The 16436-nt window shown below is 56.3% G+C and carries 14 protein-coding genes and 1 pseudogene; 8 read left to right on the top strand and 7 right to left on the bottom strand.

What is annotated here, in order from left to right:
* Positions 1 to 1148: 1148 nt before the first annotated feature.
* On the top strand, positions 1149 to 3578 hold the full coding sequence (locus tag AUP42_RS02195) for a DUF4175 domain-containing protein (RefSeq protein WP_062948522.1): 2430 nt from the start codon (positions 1149 to 1151) through the stop codon (positions 3576 to 3578).
* 83 nt (positions 3579 to 3661) lie between these two features.
* On the opposite strand, the gene AUP42_RS02200 is transcribed toward AUP42_RS02195, so the two are convergent.
* Positions 3662 to 4477: a DUF3426 domain-containing protein gene (locus AUP42_RS02200; RefSeq protein WP_082824647.1), complete on the bottom strand. Its 816-nt coding sequence runs from the start codon at positions 4475 to 4477 to the stop codon at positions 3662 to 3664.
* Positions 4478 to 4843: 366 nt separating this feature from the next.
* Between AUP42_RS02200 and ftsE the strand changes: the two genes are divergently transcribed.
* The 4 genes from ftsE to AUP42_RS02220 all read left to right on the top strand — a co-directional run bounded on the left by ftsE (position 4844) and on the right by AUP42_RS02220 (position 8241).
* Positions 4844 to 5521 (top strand): cell division ATP-binding protein FtsE, encoded by a 678-nt coding sequence (gene ftsE, locus AUP42_RS02205; RefSeq protein WP_082824648.1) that lies wholly within the window; start codon positions 4844 to 4846, stop codon positions 5519 to 5521.
* Between the two features lie 47 nt (positions 5522 to 5568).
* Entirely contained in the window at positions 5569 to 6471 is a 903-nt protein-coding gene (locus AUP42_RS02210; RefSeq protein ID WP_062948444.1) for a cell division protein FtsX, read from the top strand.
* A 120-nt stretch (positions 6472 to 6591) separates the two neighbouring features.
* Positions 6592 to 7317: a YdcF family protein gene (locus tag AUP42_RS02215; RefSeq protein ID WP_062948446.1), complete on the top strand. Its 726-nt coding sequence runs from the start codon at positions 6592 to 6594 to the stop codon at positions 7315 to 7317.
* A gap of 72 nt (positions 7318 to 7389) precedes the next feature.
* Complete coding sequence (locus tag AUP42_RS02220; RefSeq protein WP_037987098.1) at positions 7390 to 8241, top strand: lysophospholipid acyltransferase family protein; 852 nt, start codon at positions 7390 to 7392, stop codon at positions 8239 to 8241.
* A gap of 74 nt (positions 8242 to 8315) precedes the next feature.
* On the opposite strand, the gene AUP42_RS02225 is transcribed toward AUP42_RS02220, so the two are convergent.
* The 6 genes from AUP42_RS02225 to AUP42_RS02250 form a co-directional block, all read right to left on the bottom strand.
* Complete coding sequence (locus tag AUP42_RS02225; RefSeq protein ID WP_062948448.1) at positions 8316 to 9251, bottom strand: DMT family transporter; 936 nt, start codon at positions 9249 to 9251, stop codon at positions 8316 to 8318.
* Entirely contained in the window at positions 9251 to 9811 is a 561-nt protein-coding gene (locus AUP42_RS02230) for a gamma-glutamylcyclotransferase (protein ID WP_007092003.1), read from the bottom strand. The genes AUP42_RS02225 and AUP42_RS02230 overlap by 1 nt, the downstream gene beginning before the upstream one ends.
* Positions 9812 to 9854: 43 nt before the next feature.
* Positions 9855 to 10736 carry a DMT family transporter gene (locus AUP42_RS02235; RefSeq protein ID WP_062948450.1) on the bottom strand — a complete coding sequence of 294 codons (882 nt, stop codon included), beginning with the start codon at positions 10734 to 10736 and terminating at the stop codon, positions 9855 to 9857.
* Between the two features lie 87 nt (positions 10737 to 10823).
* Positions 10824 to 11789 carry a prephenate/arogenate dehydrogenase family protein gene (locus AUP42_RS02240; RefSeq protein ID WP_007092001.1) on the bottom strand — a complete coding sequence of 322 codons (966 nt, stop codon included), beginning with the start codon at positions 11787 to 11789 and terminating at the stop codon, positions 10824 to 10826.
* Position 11790: 1 nt separating this feature from the next.
* On the bottom strand, positions 11791 to 12888 hold the full coding sequence (gene hisC, locus AUP42_RS02245; RefSeq protein ID WP_062948452.1) for a histidinol-phosphate transaminase: 1098 nt from the start codon (positions 12886 to 12888) through the stop codon (positions 11791 to 11793).
* 54 nt (positions 12889 to 12942) lie between these two features.
* Positions 12943 to 13836, bottom strand: a complete 894-nt coding sequence (locus AUP42_RS02250) for a chorismate mutase (RefSeq protein WP_062948454.1) — start codon at positions 13834 to 13836, stop codon at positions 12943 to 12945.
* A gap of 177 nt (positions 13837 to 14013) precedes the next feature.
* Here AUP42_RS02250 and metX point away from each other — a divergent pair, with 177 nt between their 5' ends.
* The 3 genes and pseudogenes from metX to AUP42_RS02265 all read left to right on the top strand — a co-directional run.
* Complete coding sequence (metX, locus tag AUP42_RS02255) at positions 14014 to 15174, top strand: homoserine O-acetyltransferase MetX (RefSeq protein WP_062948456.1); 1161 nt, start codon at positions 14014 to 14016, stop codon at positions 15172 to 15174.
* A gap of 3 nt (positions 15175 to 15177) precedes the next feature.
* Entirely contained in the window at positions 15178 to 15822 is a 645-nt protein-coding gene (gene metW, locus AUP42_RS02260; RefSeq protein ID WP_062948458.1) for a methionine biosynthesis protein MetW, read from the top strand.
* Between the two features lie 120 nt (positions 15823 to 15942).
* Positions 15943 to 16436: pseudogene (locus AUP42_RS02265) on the top strand (hypothetical protein); the annotation flags it as partial.

A 16436-nucleotide genomic window follows, 5' to 3' on the forward strand; every position in this document is an offset into this window, starting at 1 on the left:
CACGGCATTCCAACAGACGTCCCACTGACAGCCACAGGCTTACCGCCCGCTCCGGTTCCTTCCGGCAACGCCATGACCACGAAGCCCGGCCAAACCTCGGACCTCCGAAAGCCTAACCACCAGACGACCCACAAACCGCCCAAAACCTCGCTGCCCGCTTCGGCCGCTTCCGGCAATGGCATGATCACGAACCTTGGACGTACCTCGGGCCTCCACCAGCCCTCGCCAGCAGATGGCCCTCTGACGGCCCACAGCCTCGCTACCCGCTCCGCCCCTTTCGGCAATGTCATGAACACCGACGCCCGGACAAAACTCGGGCCTCCGGCAACCGTCGCCGACGGACCCTCATCGGGCTCTCTGCCGCATTGATCACCGTCCGGCCAAGGCGGCAACCTGCCACCTCGACGACCAGACACACTTCGGGTCGTCGCCAGTTTCTCCCGCAGACGGTCCAGGGGCTCGCTGCCCACTTCGGGCACTTCCCGGCCACGGCGACAACCTGCCACGCCGACATCCAGATACACCTCGGGCCGCTGCCATTTTCACCGGCAGACGGACTTCGGGCGCACTGCCCCCAACCTGTCCACCACCGACGGGCCACAAATCACTGCCGCCACCGCTGCCATTGCTGCCATTGCTGCCGCTTCCGGCAAATCCGGGGTCCGTTCCCCGACAAGACGCACCTCTCCCGTCATGACAAATAAGTGTGTTAAAAGCGTATTAGAGCCAGTGCGGAATACCGCCGTAATGGCTCCGCCATCCCCCGATCCATATCCTGCGGACTACTCCGCCGCCCTGCCTCAATCCTTGCCGCTGCATCCCGATCACCTCTTTGATCTGGCCCCAAACGCAAAAACCCGCGAGGCGCAAGGCGCTTCGCGGGTTTCGGTCCGGGTGCATTTCTCCCGTTGACTTTGCTCTTATGCCATAAATAAAAGAACAAATCAAGAACTTTTTTTGAAAAAACTTTATATACCGCCAAAAGCTGCCCCATCACGGACCGCCTTTTATTTTGGCCTGGCCGCGATCCTGACTTGACCCGCCCCGCCAAAGCCCCAAACTTAGATTAAGGTCTGAAATCTGTTCATAGGACCACGCTGGCGTCACATGTCCCGGACACGGGGCGATTGCAGGGGCCTGAAATCGATATGTCGATCATACCACCCAATCCCCGACTGGAACGCCATCTGCGCCTGGCGCGGATGATCATGTCGTGGGAACGGGTGTGGCCACGCCTGATCCCGCCTTCGACAATCGTGATGCTGATTGCCGGGCTGACCCTGACCGGTACCTTTGAAATACTGCCCGCGACCGGGCATATCATGTTGCTCTCGATCCTGTCGGTTGCCGGACTTGTCGCCATCATCCTCCCGTGGCGGCACTTCGCTTGGCCCAATCGCCGTGCTGTCCTGCAAAGGATCGAACAGGAAAATGGCCTTGAAAACAACCCACTGCAAAGCCTCGAAGACCATATCGATGATGGTGACGACCCGCTAACCAGCTACCTGTGGCAAAAGCAGCTGCAACGCCACGAGGCGATGCTTGATAACCTGCATTTGCCCCGCCCCCTGCCCTCGCTGGCGCGCATTGACCGCTATGGGCTGGTGGTTTTGCCGGTATTGCTCCTCGCCGTCGGGCTGTTTGTCGCACATGACCGGATGGGGGAACGCTTTTATAAGGCATTCAGCCCGTTGCAACGGCTGGGCGCTGCCGATTTCAGCACGACATTATGGGTCACCCCGCCTGCCTATACCGGGCAAATCCCGCGAGTCCTGCGTTTTGCCGATGGCACAGACCAGCCGCAGCAGCAGCCAGCAGATACAAACGCCGGGAATCCCAACGTCATCGATGTGGATGTCCCCGTCGGATCAACACTGGCCGGCAGCATCGGAAGTGTCTGGCAACCGACACTGCATACCCCCACCGGCGAACGCGAGATATCGGAAAGCAGCGACAACAGCTATGTCATCTCGACCGCCCTTGATCAGGCCGGACCATGGCGCATTTCGGTCTGGGGCAATGACCGGCTGACACTGAATGTCAATCTGGTGGCCGATAAACCGCCCGCCCTTTCATTCGTCAGCCCGCCCTCGGTGACCCGCCGCGATCATATCCGTCTTGATTATGTCGCGACCGATGATTACGGCATGAACAACCTTGATCTGATCATCACCCCCGCGACCGATGGCATTGGCGCCGAACAGTTCGGGTCGATCGACAATATCCGTATCGATATGTCCGGTCGCGATGGTCAGGGGGGTGCTGTATCCATGCCGACCCGGATCGAGGGGCCACGTTTCCTTGATCTTGTTTCGCACCCCTGGGCCGGGCTTCCGGTCAATCTGCAACTGGTATCGCAGGACAATTCCGGGCAGCGCGGCGAAAGCGACATGCGATCCATCGTGTTGCCGGAACGCGAATTCACCCATCCGGTCGCCAAAAAGCTGATCACGATCCGGCGTGGCTTGCTGCGCTATCCCGACAAGGCGCTTGAAATGCGCAATGCCCTTTTGCCCGTGCTGTATGCCCCGCAGGCATTTAACGGCCATATCGGTATTTTCCTTGCCCTGTCGGTCACCGAAGCCCGTCTTTCGGCCCATCTGCGCGACCGCGACACCCATCAGGAAGTCGCCGGATTGCTATGGCACATCGCCGAAGAAATCGAACGCGGCAGCTATGGCATGGCCGAACGCAATCTGATGGAGGCCGAGGAACGGCTGCTCGAAGCACTCGCCGATCCGAACGTCACCGAAGCCGAAATCGCCGAGCTGATCGAAAATTACCGCCGGGCCCTTAACGAATATATGGCCGCCCTCGCCCGCGAGGCCCCGCAAAACCAGCAAAGCCAGCAACAGGCCCCCGCCGCCATCCTTGAACAGCAGGACCTCTCGCGCATTGTCGATCAGATCGATGCCCTGATGCGGGCCGGTGCCCGTGATCAGGCGCGTGCCCTGATTGATCGCCTGCGTGAACTGGTTGAAAACATGCAGGTCACATCGGGTGACGGCGGGACCGATATCACATCGACCCTTCGCGAAATGCTCGATGGCATCCGTGATCTTGCCCGTCGGCAGCAGGAACTGATGAACCAGGGGGACAATCCGTCCACCAATTCCGGCGGCAATGGCAACCGGGCCGAGGAACAGCAAAACCTTGCCGGTGATGCCCAGAACCTGACCAACAATTCCGGCTTTGGCCAGTTTGGTAATCTCAGTGGCATTGAAACTGCCATCGAGGCGATGCAGCGCGCCGCAGAAGCCCTTGGCCGCAACCGCGCCCACGAAGCCCTGCAACAGCAGGGACAGGCCATGGAGGCCCTTCAGCGCGGCATTGGCGAACTGAGCCGCGCGCTCGAAGGGCTTAGCCAGATGATGCCGATGCTTGATGAACTGCGCGGGTCGGGCAACCGTGATCCGCTTGGCCGACCGGTGGGCGGGGATGGCACAACCGTCATCCCCGAAGTCGACACGCTTGAACGGGCATGGCGTATCTTGCAGGAACTGCGCCGCCGATCCGGCGACCCGGACCGCCCGGTGATCGAACAGGAATATATCGACCGGCTGCTTAAACGGTTCTAGGGCGTCCTATCGGCCCCTTTGCGAACGACCATAAAAAAGGGCAGCGACGGATCGCTGCCCTTGTCATTTTCAGATCAAACCGATCAGGGTTCGACCGCCTCGCGCGGATCAAGGAATGTAACCTGCAGGCGGGTTGCGGTCGGGTTCGGACGGCGGATCTTGGTTTCCACCGTCATGGTTTCGCCAACCGGCAGCATCTGGGCTTCCATTGGCATTTCCGCACTGCCCTGAACCGCACTTTCGTCATAGATCAGCGGCACTTTTTTGCGCTGAACAACACGATCCAGCGGATCAAGAAGCTCGATCAGCAGATAGGGCAGAACGCGGTCAACCTCACTGATATTGACGATCTCGGCGCGCACGACAAGAACATCGACACCATCTTCTTCTTCGCGAGTCGGCGGCAATTCACGAATATCAAGGCCTTCGCCAACATGGGGCACGTCAAGCCCGACCATGTCATAGACCTTGGCAATCGGCGGCCACAGATTGATCAGGATATCTTTGGCAAAATATCCGCCCACGCCAATCCCGCCAAGGATCAGGAAGAACAGGATCCAGCCAACCACACCCTTTTTCGATTTCGCAGGCGGCTTCGGATTGTTGCGAATCAGCTGCTGCGGGATGGGGGGCGGATCGGGGATTTTATCGGCTTCTTCAAAACCGGGATCAACCTGACCTGGCATCTGGTCGGCATTGAAGTCGGCACCAAGTGCGCCGTCCTGATCGAAAGGTGGCGGCAGCTTGTTTTCCTGCGCTGGCGACGGGGTTTTCATTCCCGGTGGGTCCTGATGCCAGCTATTGCCGCAATTTTTGCAGCGCACGGTTCTGCCCTTTGGGCCGATCGCCTCTGTTTTCACAGAGTATTTTTTTGAACAATCTGGGCAAGTAATGATCATTGCAAACCTGGCATCTCGATGTCAGCGGCATGAAACCCGGGGCACGGCCATAACCTGAGTGATTTCCGGCGATCCCCCGAATTCGCCGGTGTAGGGCAGAACCTACACTATATGTAAATAGCGGCGATTTAACAGACTGTTAAGCACAGATAACTGAAGCTGCCCGAATTTGGTTGGCACAGCATTGCATATATGGTGCTTCGATGACATCCGAAGAACTGTTTAAGTCGTCATATTTTAGGCCAATCTGCAATGATACCCACTGTGGGGTCTGCCAGATCGGACTTTTGCAATTGTTCAACCGGCCCCCGCATTATCATGTTATGTCGGGTCTGATACGTCGTGCTGCGATATGGAGCGCAAGTTTTGACTGAAGTCGTAAGTTTCAGGAATGTGGGTGTCCGCTATGAATCCGGGCCGGAGATTCTGCGCGATCTGAACTTTACCCTGCATCGTGGCAGCTTCCATTTCCTGACCGGGGCTTCGGGTGCGGGCAAATCGACATTGATGCGCCTGCTTTATCTTGCCCTGCGCCAGACCCGCGGCGAGATCAACATTTTCGGCCGCGACAATATCCGCATTCCGCGCGATGAACTGCCCGCCATCCGCCGCAGGATCGGCGTGGTATTTCAGGATTTCCGCCTGATCAATCACCTGACGACTTTTGAAAATGTCGCCCTGCCGCTGCGCGTCGCCGGGGTCGAGGATTTGCAGATCCGCAAGAACGTGACCGAACTTCTGGAATGGGTCGGACTTGGTGATCAGATCAACGCGGTACCGTCCCGGCTTTCGGGCGGACAGCAGCAACGCGTTGCCATCGCGCGCGCCGTTATCGGACGCCCGGCCCTGCTTCTGGCTGACGAGCCCACCGGTAACGTTGATGACCGCATCGCCATGCGGCTGTTATATCTTTTTGAAGAACTGAACAAACTTGGCACAACCGTGCTCATCGCCACCCATAACCGGCAACTGGTGCGTCGTTTTGGCCATAATCAATGGCTGCTCGAAGCTGGCACCCTGCACGACATCACGCATAGCGCGTAACCGGACCAACCGACGGCAACTGGCTCAGACAGGACCCAAAATCGATCATGGCTTTTCGTTCGCAACCGTCACATCTGCCACTTGATAGCGATTCATCGACGCGCTTTTTGCCAAGCATCGTCGCATTGATGGTGGCCCTGCTGACGTTTTCGATTGTTGGCCTTGCCGCCCTGCATGACAGCGTCGGCAAATGGTCCGGCCAGATCGAAGGCAGCCTTTCGATACAGGTTCCCCCGACCGGCATGGCGGATCGCGACCCCGAAGAACGCGAACAGGCTTTGCAGGCAACGGTTGACGATATTATCGAACAGCTCGCCGACATGCCGGGCATTTCCCGGATCGAGGAACTCAGCCCCGAAACCATGTCCGCCCTTCTGGAACCTTGGCTTGGCCCGGACGAGGTCGTCAGCGAATTACCCATCCCGCGCATTATCGAAATCACGCCTGAAACCGGTTTTAATTTCGATACCCTTGAACGCAGGCTGGGCGAAATCGCGCCCGAGGCGGTTCTGGACGATCATCGCATCTGGATTGAACGGATTGCCGATGTTGCCTTTTCGGTCGAACTGGCGCTGATTACGCTGATTATCGTGCTGTTCGGGGCAACGATGCTGTCGGTCGTATTTGCCACCCGATCAGGTCTTTCCATTCATCGCACAATCATCGAATTGCTGCACCTGATCGGGGCGCAGGATTCGTATATCGCGGGCCAGTTTGCCCGTCATAACCTGCGGCTGGCGTTTTTTGGTGCCCTGATCGGCCTCCTGATCGCCCTGCCTGTTTCGGGGGTGATCGCGTGGCTTGGCATGCGGGCGGGATGGCCGATCCCGACACTGGTTTTCAGCCCGCTTTTCATTGCGATCATCATTGCCATTCCGTTCGTGGTCGCCGGTGTCGCCCAGATGACGGCCAAAAGAACTGTGCTGCGTGTCTTGCGCAGAATGTTGTAACCTGCCTCACTCCTCCGTATAGTCGGCCTGCAGCGTCGTGATCATTTACTGTTTCGGATCATGACCTTGTCCCAAAAGGAGAGCCCCGTCGCATGCCAGCGTCCCGCCAGGCCCAATCATATGAATAGGCCGCCCCTTTCCGTTCAGCACCGACGACGCTTTCGCCGGTTCCGGTTTTTGCTATCGACCCTGATCCTGCTGGGGCTGGTCTGGGCGGGTGGCTTTATCTGGTATGTCGACATCATTCCAACCGCGGTTGATGAACCTGATCGCAAGACTGACGCCATCGTTGTTCTGACCGGTGGCAGTGAACGGCTTTCGGAAGGGCGCCGTCTTCTGACCCGCCAGCTTGCCAGAAAACTGTTTATTTCCGGCGTCTATCGCGGGGTTGAAGTCGACGAGCTTCTATCGGCGGGCAAAGCCGATCCCCGGCTGGTTTCATGCTGTGTAGTTCTGGGTCATGTTGCGGAAAACACCCGCGGCAATGCGCAGGAAACGGCGGTTTGGGTGTATGAGGAAGGCTATAAAAGCCTGCGCATCGTCACGGCAAACTATCACATGCCGAGGTCGCTTCTGGAATTTCGCAGCCTGATGCCCGATGTCGAAATCATCGCCCACCCGGTGTTCCCCGATAACGTCAAGGTCGACAGTTGGTGGCGGTGGCCGGGAAGCGCCAGCCTGATCGCAAGCGAATATAACAAATTCCTGTTTGCCAGCCTCAGGAACTATATCCTGCGGCTGCTGCCAGACGGTGATCGCGCCAACCTGCATGGCCCCGCCCCGACACCAGACCCCTCCGGACAGGATTATTCCGCATCAAATCGCCCGGCGCAGAAATCGGGTTGAAGATACAGCGTTTCACTCGTGTCGTATAACTGTTACAAACCCTTTGACTAAGTGTTTGAAGGATCTGTCTGCATGAGAGCCCTGCGCGCGTTTTTGTTTAACGTGTTGTTTTTCGCCGGTACAACAGCACTTTGCATTTGTATGGTTCCCCTGATGCCGTTTGGTCGCAAGGCCAATCAGCTTGTTGGACATATGTGGTGTCATTTGACGCAAGGCGCGTTGGCCATCTCTGTTGGCATGTATAAACGTATTCGCGGCCTTGAAAACCTGCCCAAAGGCCCCTGTATTCTGGTTGCCAAACATCAGTCTGCGTGGGAAACCCTGACCTTTCACACGGTCGTGCCTGACCCGGCATATATCCTGAAAAAGGAACTGACCCGCATTCCGTTGATGGGGCAGTTCCTGTTGTTTTCCGGGCAGATTGCGGTCGACAGATCGGCTGGATCATCCGCCCTGAAAGACATGATCAAGGGTGCTGAACGTGCGCTTGAGGACGGCAGGCAGATCGTAATCTTCCCCGAAGGAACCCGCACACCGCCCGGTTCGGATCGGCCGTATCATCCCGGTATTTATGCGCTATACAAGGCGTTCCCCAATACGCCGGTCATTCCCGTTGCCATCAATTCCGGCATGTTCTGGGGACGTCACAGCTTCATGAAATACGGTGGCGAGGTCACCATGGAATTCCTGCCCGCGATTGAGCCGGATCTGGATCGCAAAACATTCATGAAAACGATCAAAAGCAGGATTGATGACCGCACGCGGGAACTTGAACGCGAAGCACAGGCCGAGTTTAATCTGCCGACCCTGACATCACGTGACGTCGAGATCGAGGAAGCCCGAGAAAAAGCCGAAGCCGAACAGCAGGAAGCCAAAACCGCGATTCCGATGAAATCCGTCGACCAGGAAAAAACGCCGTCCTGATCATACGGATCGTTCGAACACCAAAAAGGCCGGAGTTTGATCCGGCCTTTTCGATTCTGTCCGTCCGGCAGCTTTTATGCTTTCCGGCGTGTCGCCTGCCAGATGCCAAAGGCAATCAATGTGATCCCGCCCAGATGGTAAATATGCAGTTCCTCGCCCAAAAAGATGATGGCAAGGATGCTGGCAAAAACCGGCATCAGATACAGAAACACACCGGCATTTGCCGGGCCGACAACCGCAACCCCTTTGTTCCAGAACAGATAACCCAAAAAAGCGGGCCCCGCGCCGATATAGAAAATCTTGAGCATATCGGGCCATGCCGGATCAAGATGGGTAAAGAACGGCTCATTGCGAACAGTCACCGACCAGATATAAAGCGGAGTCAGGAACACCAACCCGATCAGGGCCGAAACAAACACTAGGCTTAGTGGATGGACCCCTTTGGGGGCACGTTTCAAAAGCATCGAGTATGCCGCCCAGACCTTGGCTGAAATCATCGCAAACAGATCGCCCGAGACAAAGTTCATCTCGGCAAAGACCGAAAAGTCGCCTTTGGCAATGATCACCGCCGTCCCGACACCGGCAATCAGCACACCAACCCACTGGCCAAGCTTGGGTTTATCGGCCGTAAGCACCGCTGCAAATAACAGAACCCAGACCGGGGTTGTCGCATTGAGAAGCCCGGTATTGACCGCCGTTGTGTTGTAAGCCGCCAGATAAATGACGATTGAAAACATGAAAACGCCGGTTGTTCCGATCAGGAACATCGACATTTTATGATCCGCCATCAGCCTCAGATCGCGTTTAAGGTGCGGAATACAAACCGGAAACAATAATACGGCGGCCACAACCCAACGCCAGAACGCCAATGCTTCAAGCGGCACCGTGGCATTCACCCCGCGTGCAACGACATGGTTTGACCCCCACATCATCGCGCAGGCAACCAGCATCAGATAGGCGGCCATCAATGGAGCATTGGCACCTTTGGACGTTGTGGTGGCGTCCGACATCAGATTCCGGCTCCCATATTGATTTCACCGTATTCGCGGCGCACCAGATCCATCAGATCATGCAACGGCGGGTCGACAATTCCCATCTCGTCAAGATGGCAGACCGTGTTTTCAAGATATTCCAGGTTCGGGCCAATATTGCCATGTGCCGCAACAATGATTTCAACCGCCGTTCGCACCGGCAGGTTTCCGGCGAACTGTTCATGCGTTGGATCGGCGACATAGGTGTGCGCGATCACCTTGCGTCCGTCGGCAAGCTCGACCTCGACATCGGCGGGAATATAGGTGTTGGTCACCAGTTCGCGTTCATCAAGATAGGCCTTGACCAGCGGCCAGTTGTCCGGCGCGATCCGAAACGCGTTCCCGACACATTCCCCGCCAACATTCAGCCCCAGAACCAGCCCCGGATTTTCCGGTGTGCCGCGATAATGATGGGAATAGATACAAAAGGACCGGTGATAGCCGCGCAGCGTCGCGCGTGCCCGTTCTTCAAATTCGAAGCCCGGACGCCACAGCAGCGATCCATATCCAAATACCCATCTTTCCTGGGGCTCAGTCAAAATTTCCTCCGGTCATGCTGGTATTTTATGTCCGGTTCTGAACCTAGCGTTTCACCATCACCAATGCCACCCCAAGTGCGGCAATTGCAAATCCGGCAAAACCGAGCATGCCCAGATGTTCATCAAAAAGCAGCCAGGCAAAGAAGGCAGCCGTGGGCGGGACAAGGTAGAACATGCTTGCAACCCGGGTTGCCTCGCCCTGCTTGATCAAAACCATCAGAAGCATGATCGCGCCGATTGACAACACCAGAACCAGCCACGCCATCGCAAGAATGAAGTTCATGCTCCATTCGATCACCAAGGGTTCCTTGATCAGGGCAACCACCCCGACAAAGGCCGCGGCGGCAACATACTGGATAACCGTACCGCTCATCAGGTCCATGCCCGTGCAGAACCGCTTCTGATAAAGCGTCCCGGCCGTCATGCCAAACAGCGCCATGATGGCAAGCCCGATGCCAAAGGCCGTAATACCGATCCCGTCACCGATTTTGGGCACCAGCACCAACGCCACACCGATCAGGCCAAGAACAAGCCCCGCCCACTGGCGTCCACTGACACGTTCCCCAAGAAGGGCACCGACGACCGATGCGGTCACGACCGGCTGCAATCCGACGATCAAGGCCGCCAAGCCCGACGGAAGCCCCGTATCAATTGCCCAGAAAACACCGCCCAGATAAATCCCGTGGACAAGAACACCGGTCGTGCTGATATGGGCAACCTGCCGCCAGCTTTTGGGCCATTTGGCGCCCAGCAGCGAAATCACCGGCACCATCAGAACAATCACAATGGCGAAACGGGCAAACAGAAAGGTAAACGGGTCGGCATAGGGAAGTCCGAACTTTGCGCCAACAAAGCCCGTGCTCCAGAGGAACACAAACAAGAACGGCATAATCCGTGCAAAAGCCGGATGATCGGTGGCAGGCATGACGTTCCCCTTTTTCCGGCGAAAGATGCTGTTTGGGGCACATCTTTCCACCCGACGACGGCCTGCCATTTGCAAACCGTGAATTGATTATTTATCGGTCTTGTTTTTGCCCTTGGCGTCGCTTTGGCGGTCTTCACCTTCGGCCGAGAAATTGGTGAAATACTGCCCGGCATCGACAATACCACGGCGGATTTCACGCGTACGGCTGAACAGGTCGAACAGTTTTTCGCCCTCGCCCCAGCGGATCGCGCGTTGCAACGCCATCAAATCTTCCTGAAAACGGCCAAGAACCTCAAGGACCGCTTCGCGGTTGTTCAAAAACACGTCGCGCCACATCGTCGGGTCGGATGCGGCAATACGGGTGAAATCACGGAAACCCGATGCGGAAAACTTGATGACTTCCTGACGCAGTGCATCTTCAAGATCGGTTGCCGTCCCGACGATGGTATAGGCGATCAGATGCGGTAGATGCGATGTGATGCCAAGAATGCGATCATGATGATCGGCATCCATGCACTCAACCTTCATGCCACATGCTTCCCAAAGGGCCTGCACACGTGCGGTCGCACTTTCCTTTTCCCCCGGAACCGGGGTCAAAATGCACCAGCGGCCTTCAAACAGTTCGGGAAAACCGGAATCCGGTCCGGAATGTTCGGTCCCGGCCAACGGGTGGCCCGGCACGAACGAAACACCTTCGTCAAGATGCGGGGCGATATCGCGAATGACCGCCTGTTTGACCGACCCGACGTCGGAAACAATCGCACCCTTTTTAAGTTTTCCGGCAAGCTGGGCGCCAATGGCTTCATTGGCGCCCACCGGGGCACAGATCATCACCAGATCGGCATCCTTAACCGCTTCCTTGATGTCGCAATAGGCTTCATCGGCAATACCAAGTTCAAGCACCCGGTCACGGGTAGCTTCGGAACGCACGGCACAGGTGATTTTTTTCGCCAGACCATCGCGCAGAATGCGACGCGCCAGGGACGAGCCAATCAGCCCCATGCCGATAAAAGCAACGGTATCAAAAAGCGGTTCGGATGCGGTGTTGGTCATTTTACCTGTTCACAAAGTCTTTGATCGCCTTGAGGCAGATTTCCATTTCTTCCTTCGTACCGATCGAAATACGAAGCATCTGCGGCAGGCCATAGGCACCAATTTTGCGCGGGATAACGCCCTGTGCCATCATGAAATCATTGGCAGCATCGGCGTTCTTGCCTTCTTCCTTGGGGAATTCGACCAGCACAAAGTTGCCATAGCTCGGATGGGCGATCAGCCCGTCAATCGCGTTCACCTGATCGCGGAACCACGCCAGTGTTTCGGCATTGTGACGCACGCAGGCATTGACGAATTCATCATCATCCAGTGCCGCAAGACCGGCTTCCTGTGTCGGAAGGGCCACGTTAAACGGATTACGCAGGCGTTGCAGAACATCGGCAATATCAACCGGCGCATAGCACCAGCCAAGACGAATGCCGCCAAGACCATAAATCTTGGAAAATGTACGGGTCATGACGGTATTTTTACCGGCTCGCACCAGTTCTTCACCCGCAGAATAATCTTCCTGACCAGTCATGAATTCGGCATACGCCGCATCAACGACCAGAACGATATCTTCGCGCAGGCCATCACGCAGGCGTTTCATTTCCGCATCATTGATGTAGGTCCCCGTCGGATTGTTCGGGTTCGCGACAAAAACGATTTTGGTTTTTTCGGTCACAGCGGCCAGCAACGCATCAACGCTGGTGGTCATGTTGGTTTCGGCCGCGGTCACCGGAACCGCACCGACACCCTTGGCCGCAATCGGATACATCAGGAAGCCATGCTGCGAATACAGCACTTCATCCCCCGGACCGGCATAGGCACGGATCAGAAGGGTGATCAGCTCGTCCGAGCCGGCACCGCAGACAATCTGATCGGCTTCAAGATTGTATTTCTCGGCCAGTTTGTTGCGCAGTGCCTCGCAACCACCATCGGGATAGCGATGCAGCTTTTCAGCCGACTTGCGGAGCGCCTCGATGGCCTTGGGGCTCGGACCAAGCGCGCCTTCGTTCGATGAAAGCTTGATTACGCGGGTTGCACCATCGGTGCGCGACTTGCCGCCAACATAAGGCGCAATATCAAGAATGCCGGGACGTGGGGTGGGCGCAGACATTTCCTAGTTTCTCCCAGTGGGCAGGGCCGGTGACAATCAACCGGCCGGTATCAATCAACTCAGCGCGTCTTCGGGAATCGGCACGCCATAGGCACCAACCACACTGAGCCCTTCGGGATCAAGTCCCTGATCGGTCAGTGCACGCTGAAACACTTCTGCGCGATTACAAAAGAATCCCGGCACATCAACAAGAACAAAACGGCGATCACCGGTTTCATCGGCAGAAAAGCCAAGGATTGCCGATCCATCAATGCCATTCGCAATTTTTTTGCGCGCCGTATCCATCGAAATCTCGTTTGGCAGGCTGACGATAAACAGCGTGCGATCATCCCCGCTTTCTTCAAGCTCGATCGCCGCCAGGACAAATCCTTCGGTCTGCTCGCCTCGTCCGACCGGGCGCCCACCAAATGGCAGTTTCGAGACAATGCGCACCGGGCTATCATCGGACAGTAAAGTCCACCATGGCTGTGCTTCGCCAAGTTCCGGTTTCGGGAACACACCGACCGCCGCACGTCCCTCTTCAAGGGCGTAAAATGCCTCGCGCGGGGTATCGAATTCGACGATTTCGTTGAGGCAACCAAAGTTAAGGCGCGCAAGTTCCCAGCAATCAACACCATCAGCATTCCGGCAAAGTGCAACCGTATACGGCGCTTCAAGACGCGTTCCGGCCGCAATCATTTCGCGCCAGATCTGAATCAGGGCCGTTTTCGGAAAGGCACCATCGTGACGGTCAACCAGCGTGCGCATGATGCGAGCTTCACGTGCCGGACGATAAGGCACTTTTACCTTGCCACCCGCGGCAATCACCCGGTCCTTATAGGCCCCGACAGCCTGAACCACCTTTGTGCGCCGGATGATCAGGGATTGCAGTGCCTGATCGATATCATCGATTTCCGCCCTGAGCTCGTTCAGGTCAAGATTTGCTAAATTTTCGTCGCTTTGCGCCATGATCCGCTCTTTTCTCAAACGGCGCCCAGTATTAGGACAGGGCAGCCGAAAAGCAAAGAAAAGATTGACTAAATCCCGCTCTATTCCTAGCTAGAATAGGCTTGTTTCCTTCGATAGCAAGGAACAGCCAACCTTGCCTGCAAGAAAAACAACCTAATCAAAGGGAAACGGACATTCATGTCGACCGCCGCCAGCACGGATCAGCGCAGCAAACTTCCCGGCCATCACATGGTCCTTGGGGAAACGGAAAAGCTGCGCCTTGATAGCGGCATCGAATTCGGGCCGTTCACCATTGCCTATCAGACATATGGCGAACTTAACGCTGAGAAGACCAATGCCATTTTGGTCTGCCATGCATTGACCGGCGATCAGTATGTCGCCGACGAAGTCCACCCGATCACCGGCAAGGAGGGCTGGTGGCGTGAAATCGTCGGGCCGGGCAAAATCATCGATACCGACAAATATTTCGTCATTTGCTCGAACGTGATTGGCGGTTGCCTGGGCAGTACCGGGCCCAAGGAAATCAACCCGGCCACCGGCAAACCCTGGGGTCTTGATTTCCCGGTGATCACGATTGCCGACATGGTGCGTGCGCAGACCATGCTGATTGATGCATTGGGCATCGATACCCTGTTTGCGGTTATTGGCGGTTCGATGGGCGGCATGCAGGTTCTTGAATGGTGCAAAAGCTATTCCCATCGCGTTTTCGCCGCCGCCCCGATTGCAACCAGCTTCCGCCATTCGGCGCAAAATATCGCGTTTCACGAAGTCGGGCGTCAGGCGGTCATGGCCGATCCGGACTGGTGCGGGGGCAATTACCTGCTGGAAGGCAAAAAGCCGTCCCGCGGGCTTGCTGTGGCGCGCATGACCGCGCACATCACCTATCTGTCGCAACCGGCTCTGCATCGTAAATTCGGCCGCAAGCTTCAGAACCGCGGGGCGATCACCTATAGCTTCGATCACGATTTCCAGATCGAGAGCTATCTGCGCCATCAGGGCAAAAGCTTTGTCGACCGGTTTGACGCCAACAGCTACCTTTATATCACGCGCGCAATGGATTATTTCGATCTGTCCGCGGATGCAGAAGGTCGCCTTGGCGAGGCGTTTGTTGGCTGCAAAACCCGTTTCTGCGTCATCTCGTTTTCCAGCGACTGGTGCTTTACCACTGCCGAAAGCCGCCAGCTTGCCCACGCATTGAATGCATCATCGTGCAATGTCAGTTGCGTCGAAATCGAGAGCGACAAGGGGCATGATGCCTTCCTGCTCGACGAGCCGGATTTCCATATGGTGTTAAGCGGCTTTATCGAAGGTGCTGCTGAAATCCGGGGATTGAAATAGGTTATGAATCACTCTTTACCAAACGGTACTGGCGTTATCCCGAATGATCGTATTCGTGTCGACCTGCAGCTTATTGCTGATATGGTCGAACCCGGCACGCGTGTACTTGATATCGGGTGCGGCGATGGTGAATTGCTGGGCTATCTGACGCGCAGCAAAAATGTGGATGGCCGTGGGCTTGAGCTTTCCAACGAGGGGGTGCGCAACTGCGTAGCACAGGGTCTTCCGGTGATGCAGGGTGATGCGGATCGCGATCTTGGCGATTATCCCGACGGGGCGTTTGATTACGCCATTCTCAGCCAGACTTTGCAGGCGACCAACCGCCCGAAACAGGTTCTGACCGAACTGCTGCGCATCGGCCAAAAAGCCATCGTTTCCTTTCCGAATTTCGGGCACTGGCGCGCACGGTTTGATTTGATGTTCCGCGGGCGCATGCCGCAAAACCCGAACCTGCCGATCATGTGGTACGAAACCCCGAACATCCATTTTTGCACCGTCCGGGATTTCGTCACCCTTTGTGATGAGTGCAGCTTTAAAATCGAACGGTCGATGGTGCTTAACGAAAGCGGATCGAAAGTCAGTCTCGACAGTCATTCCCGGCTTGCCAATTTCTTTGGCAATCAGGCGCTTTTCATGCTGAGCAAATAGCACCTGCCGGTATCCGGATTTTAAAAGGCCGCAGCAAATCTGCGGCCTTTGTTATTTTTGCCATCACATTTTGCACCTGTTCCCGTCAGATGACGAGCATGATCACGTGATGGGGACGTTATGGCAGTTTCATCGATCTACCAATTCACACGCAAAGCAGTCCTGATTATTGGCATCGGGCTTTTGGCCGCCTGTTCGCAAAAAGCCGAAACCCTGAAAATCACGGTCACCCAGTTTGGCAGTGCGACCGAGGATGCCTTTGATGCCTATGGCACGGCACAGACCGCGCAATTTGCACCAACACCAAAATCGCAAAACGCCCGGCAATCCGAATTCATCACGAATATGGAAGCCTTCACCGGCAAGGTGACGCCATCCAATCTGCCCACCCTGCTTGATCCGGATGCGGTTAAAATAGATCCGAATGTTGCGCAACAATGGCAAAAGACACTGGCCGACCTGCGCAGCCAGTATCGGCAATTTGTCGCAATTTTCGATCAGATCGAGGGCGGATCGGCCCTTGGGGCATCGGCGGTCACGGATTCCGGTCCGATCCTTGAAAAACTGCGCAGTCAGCTTGACGCCATCACCAGCGATCTGGCCAAAGACCCGCC

Source organism: Thalassospira lucentensis (assembly GCF_001613805.1).
In the GTDB taxonomy this organism is placed as follows: domain Bacteria; phylum Pseudomonadota; class Alphaproteobacteria; order Rhodospirillales; family Thalassospiraceae; genus Thalassospira; species Thalassospira lucentensis_A.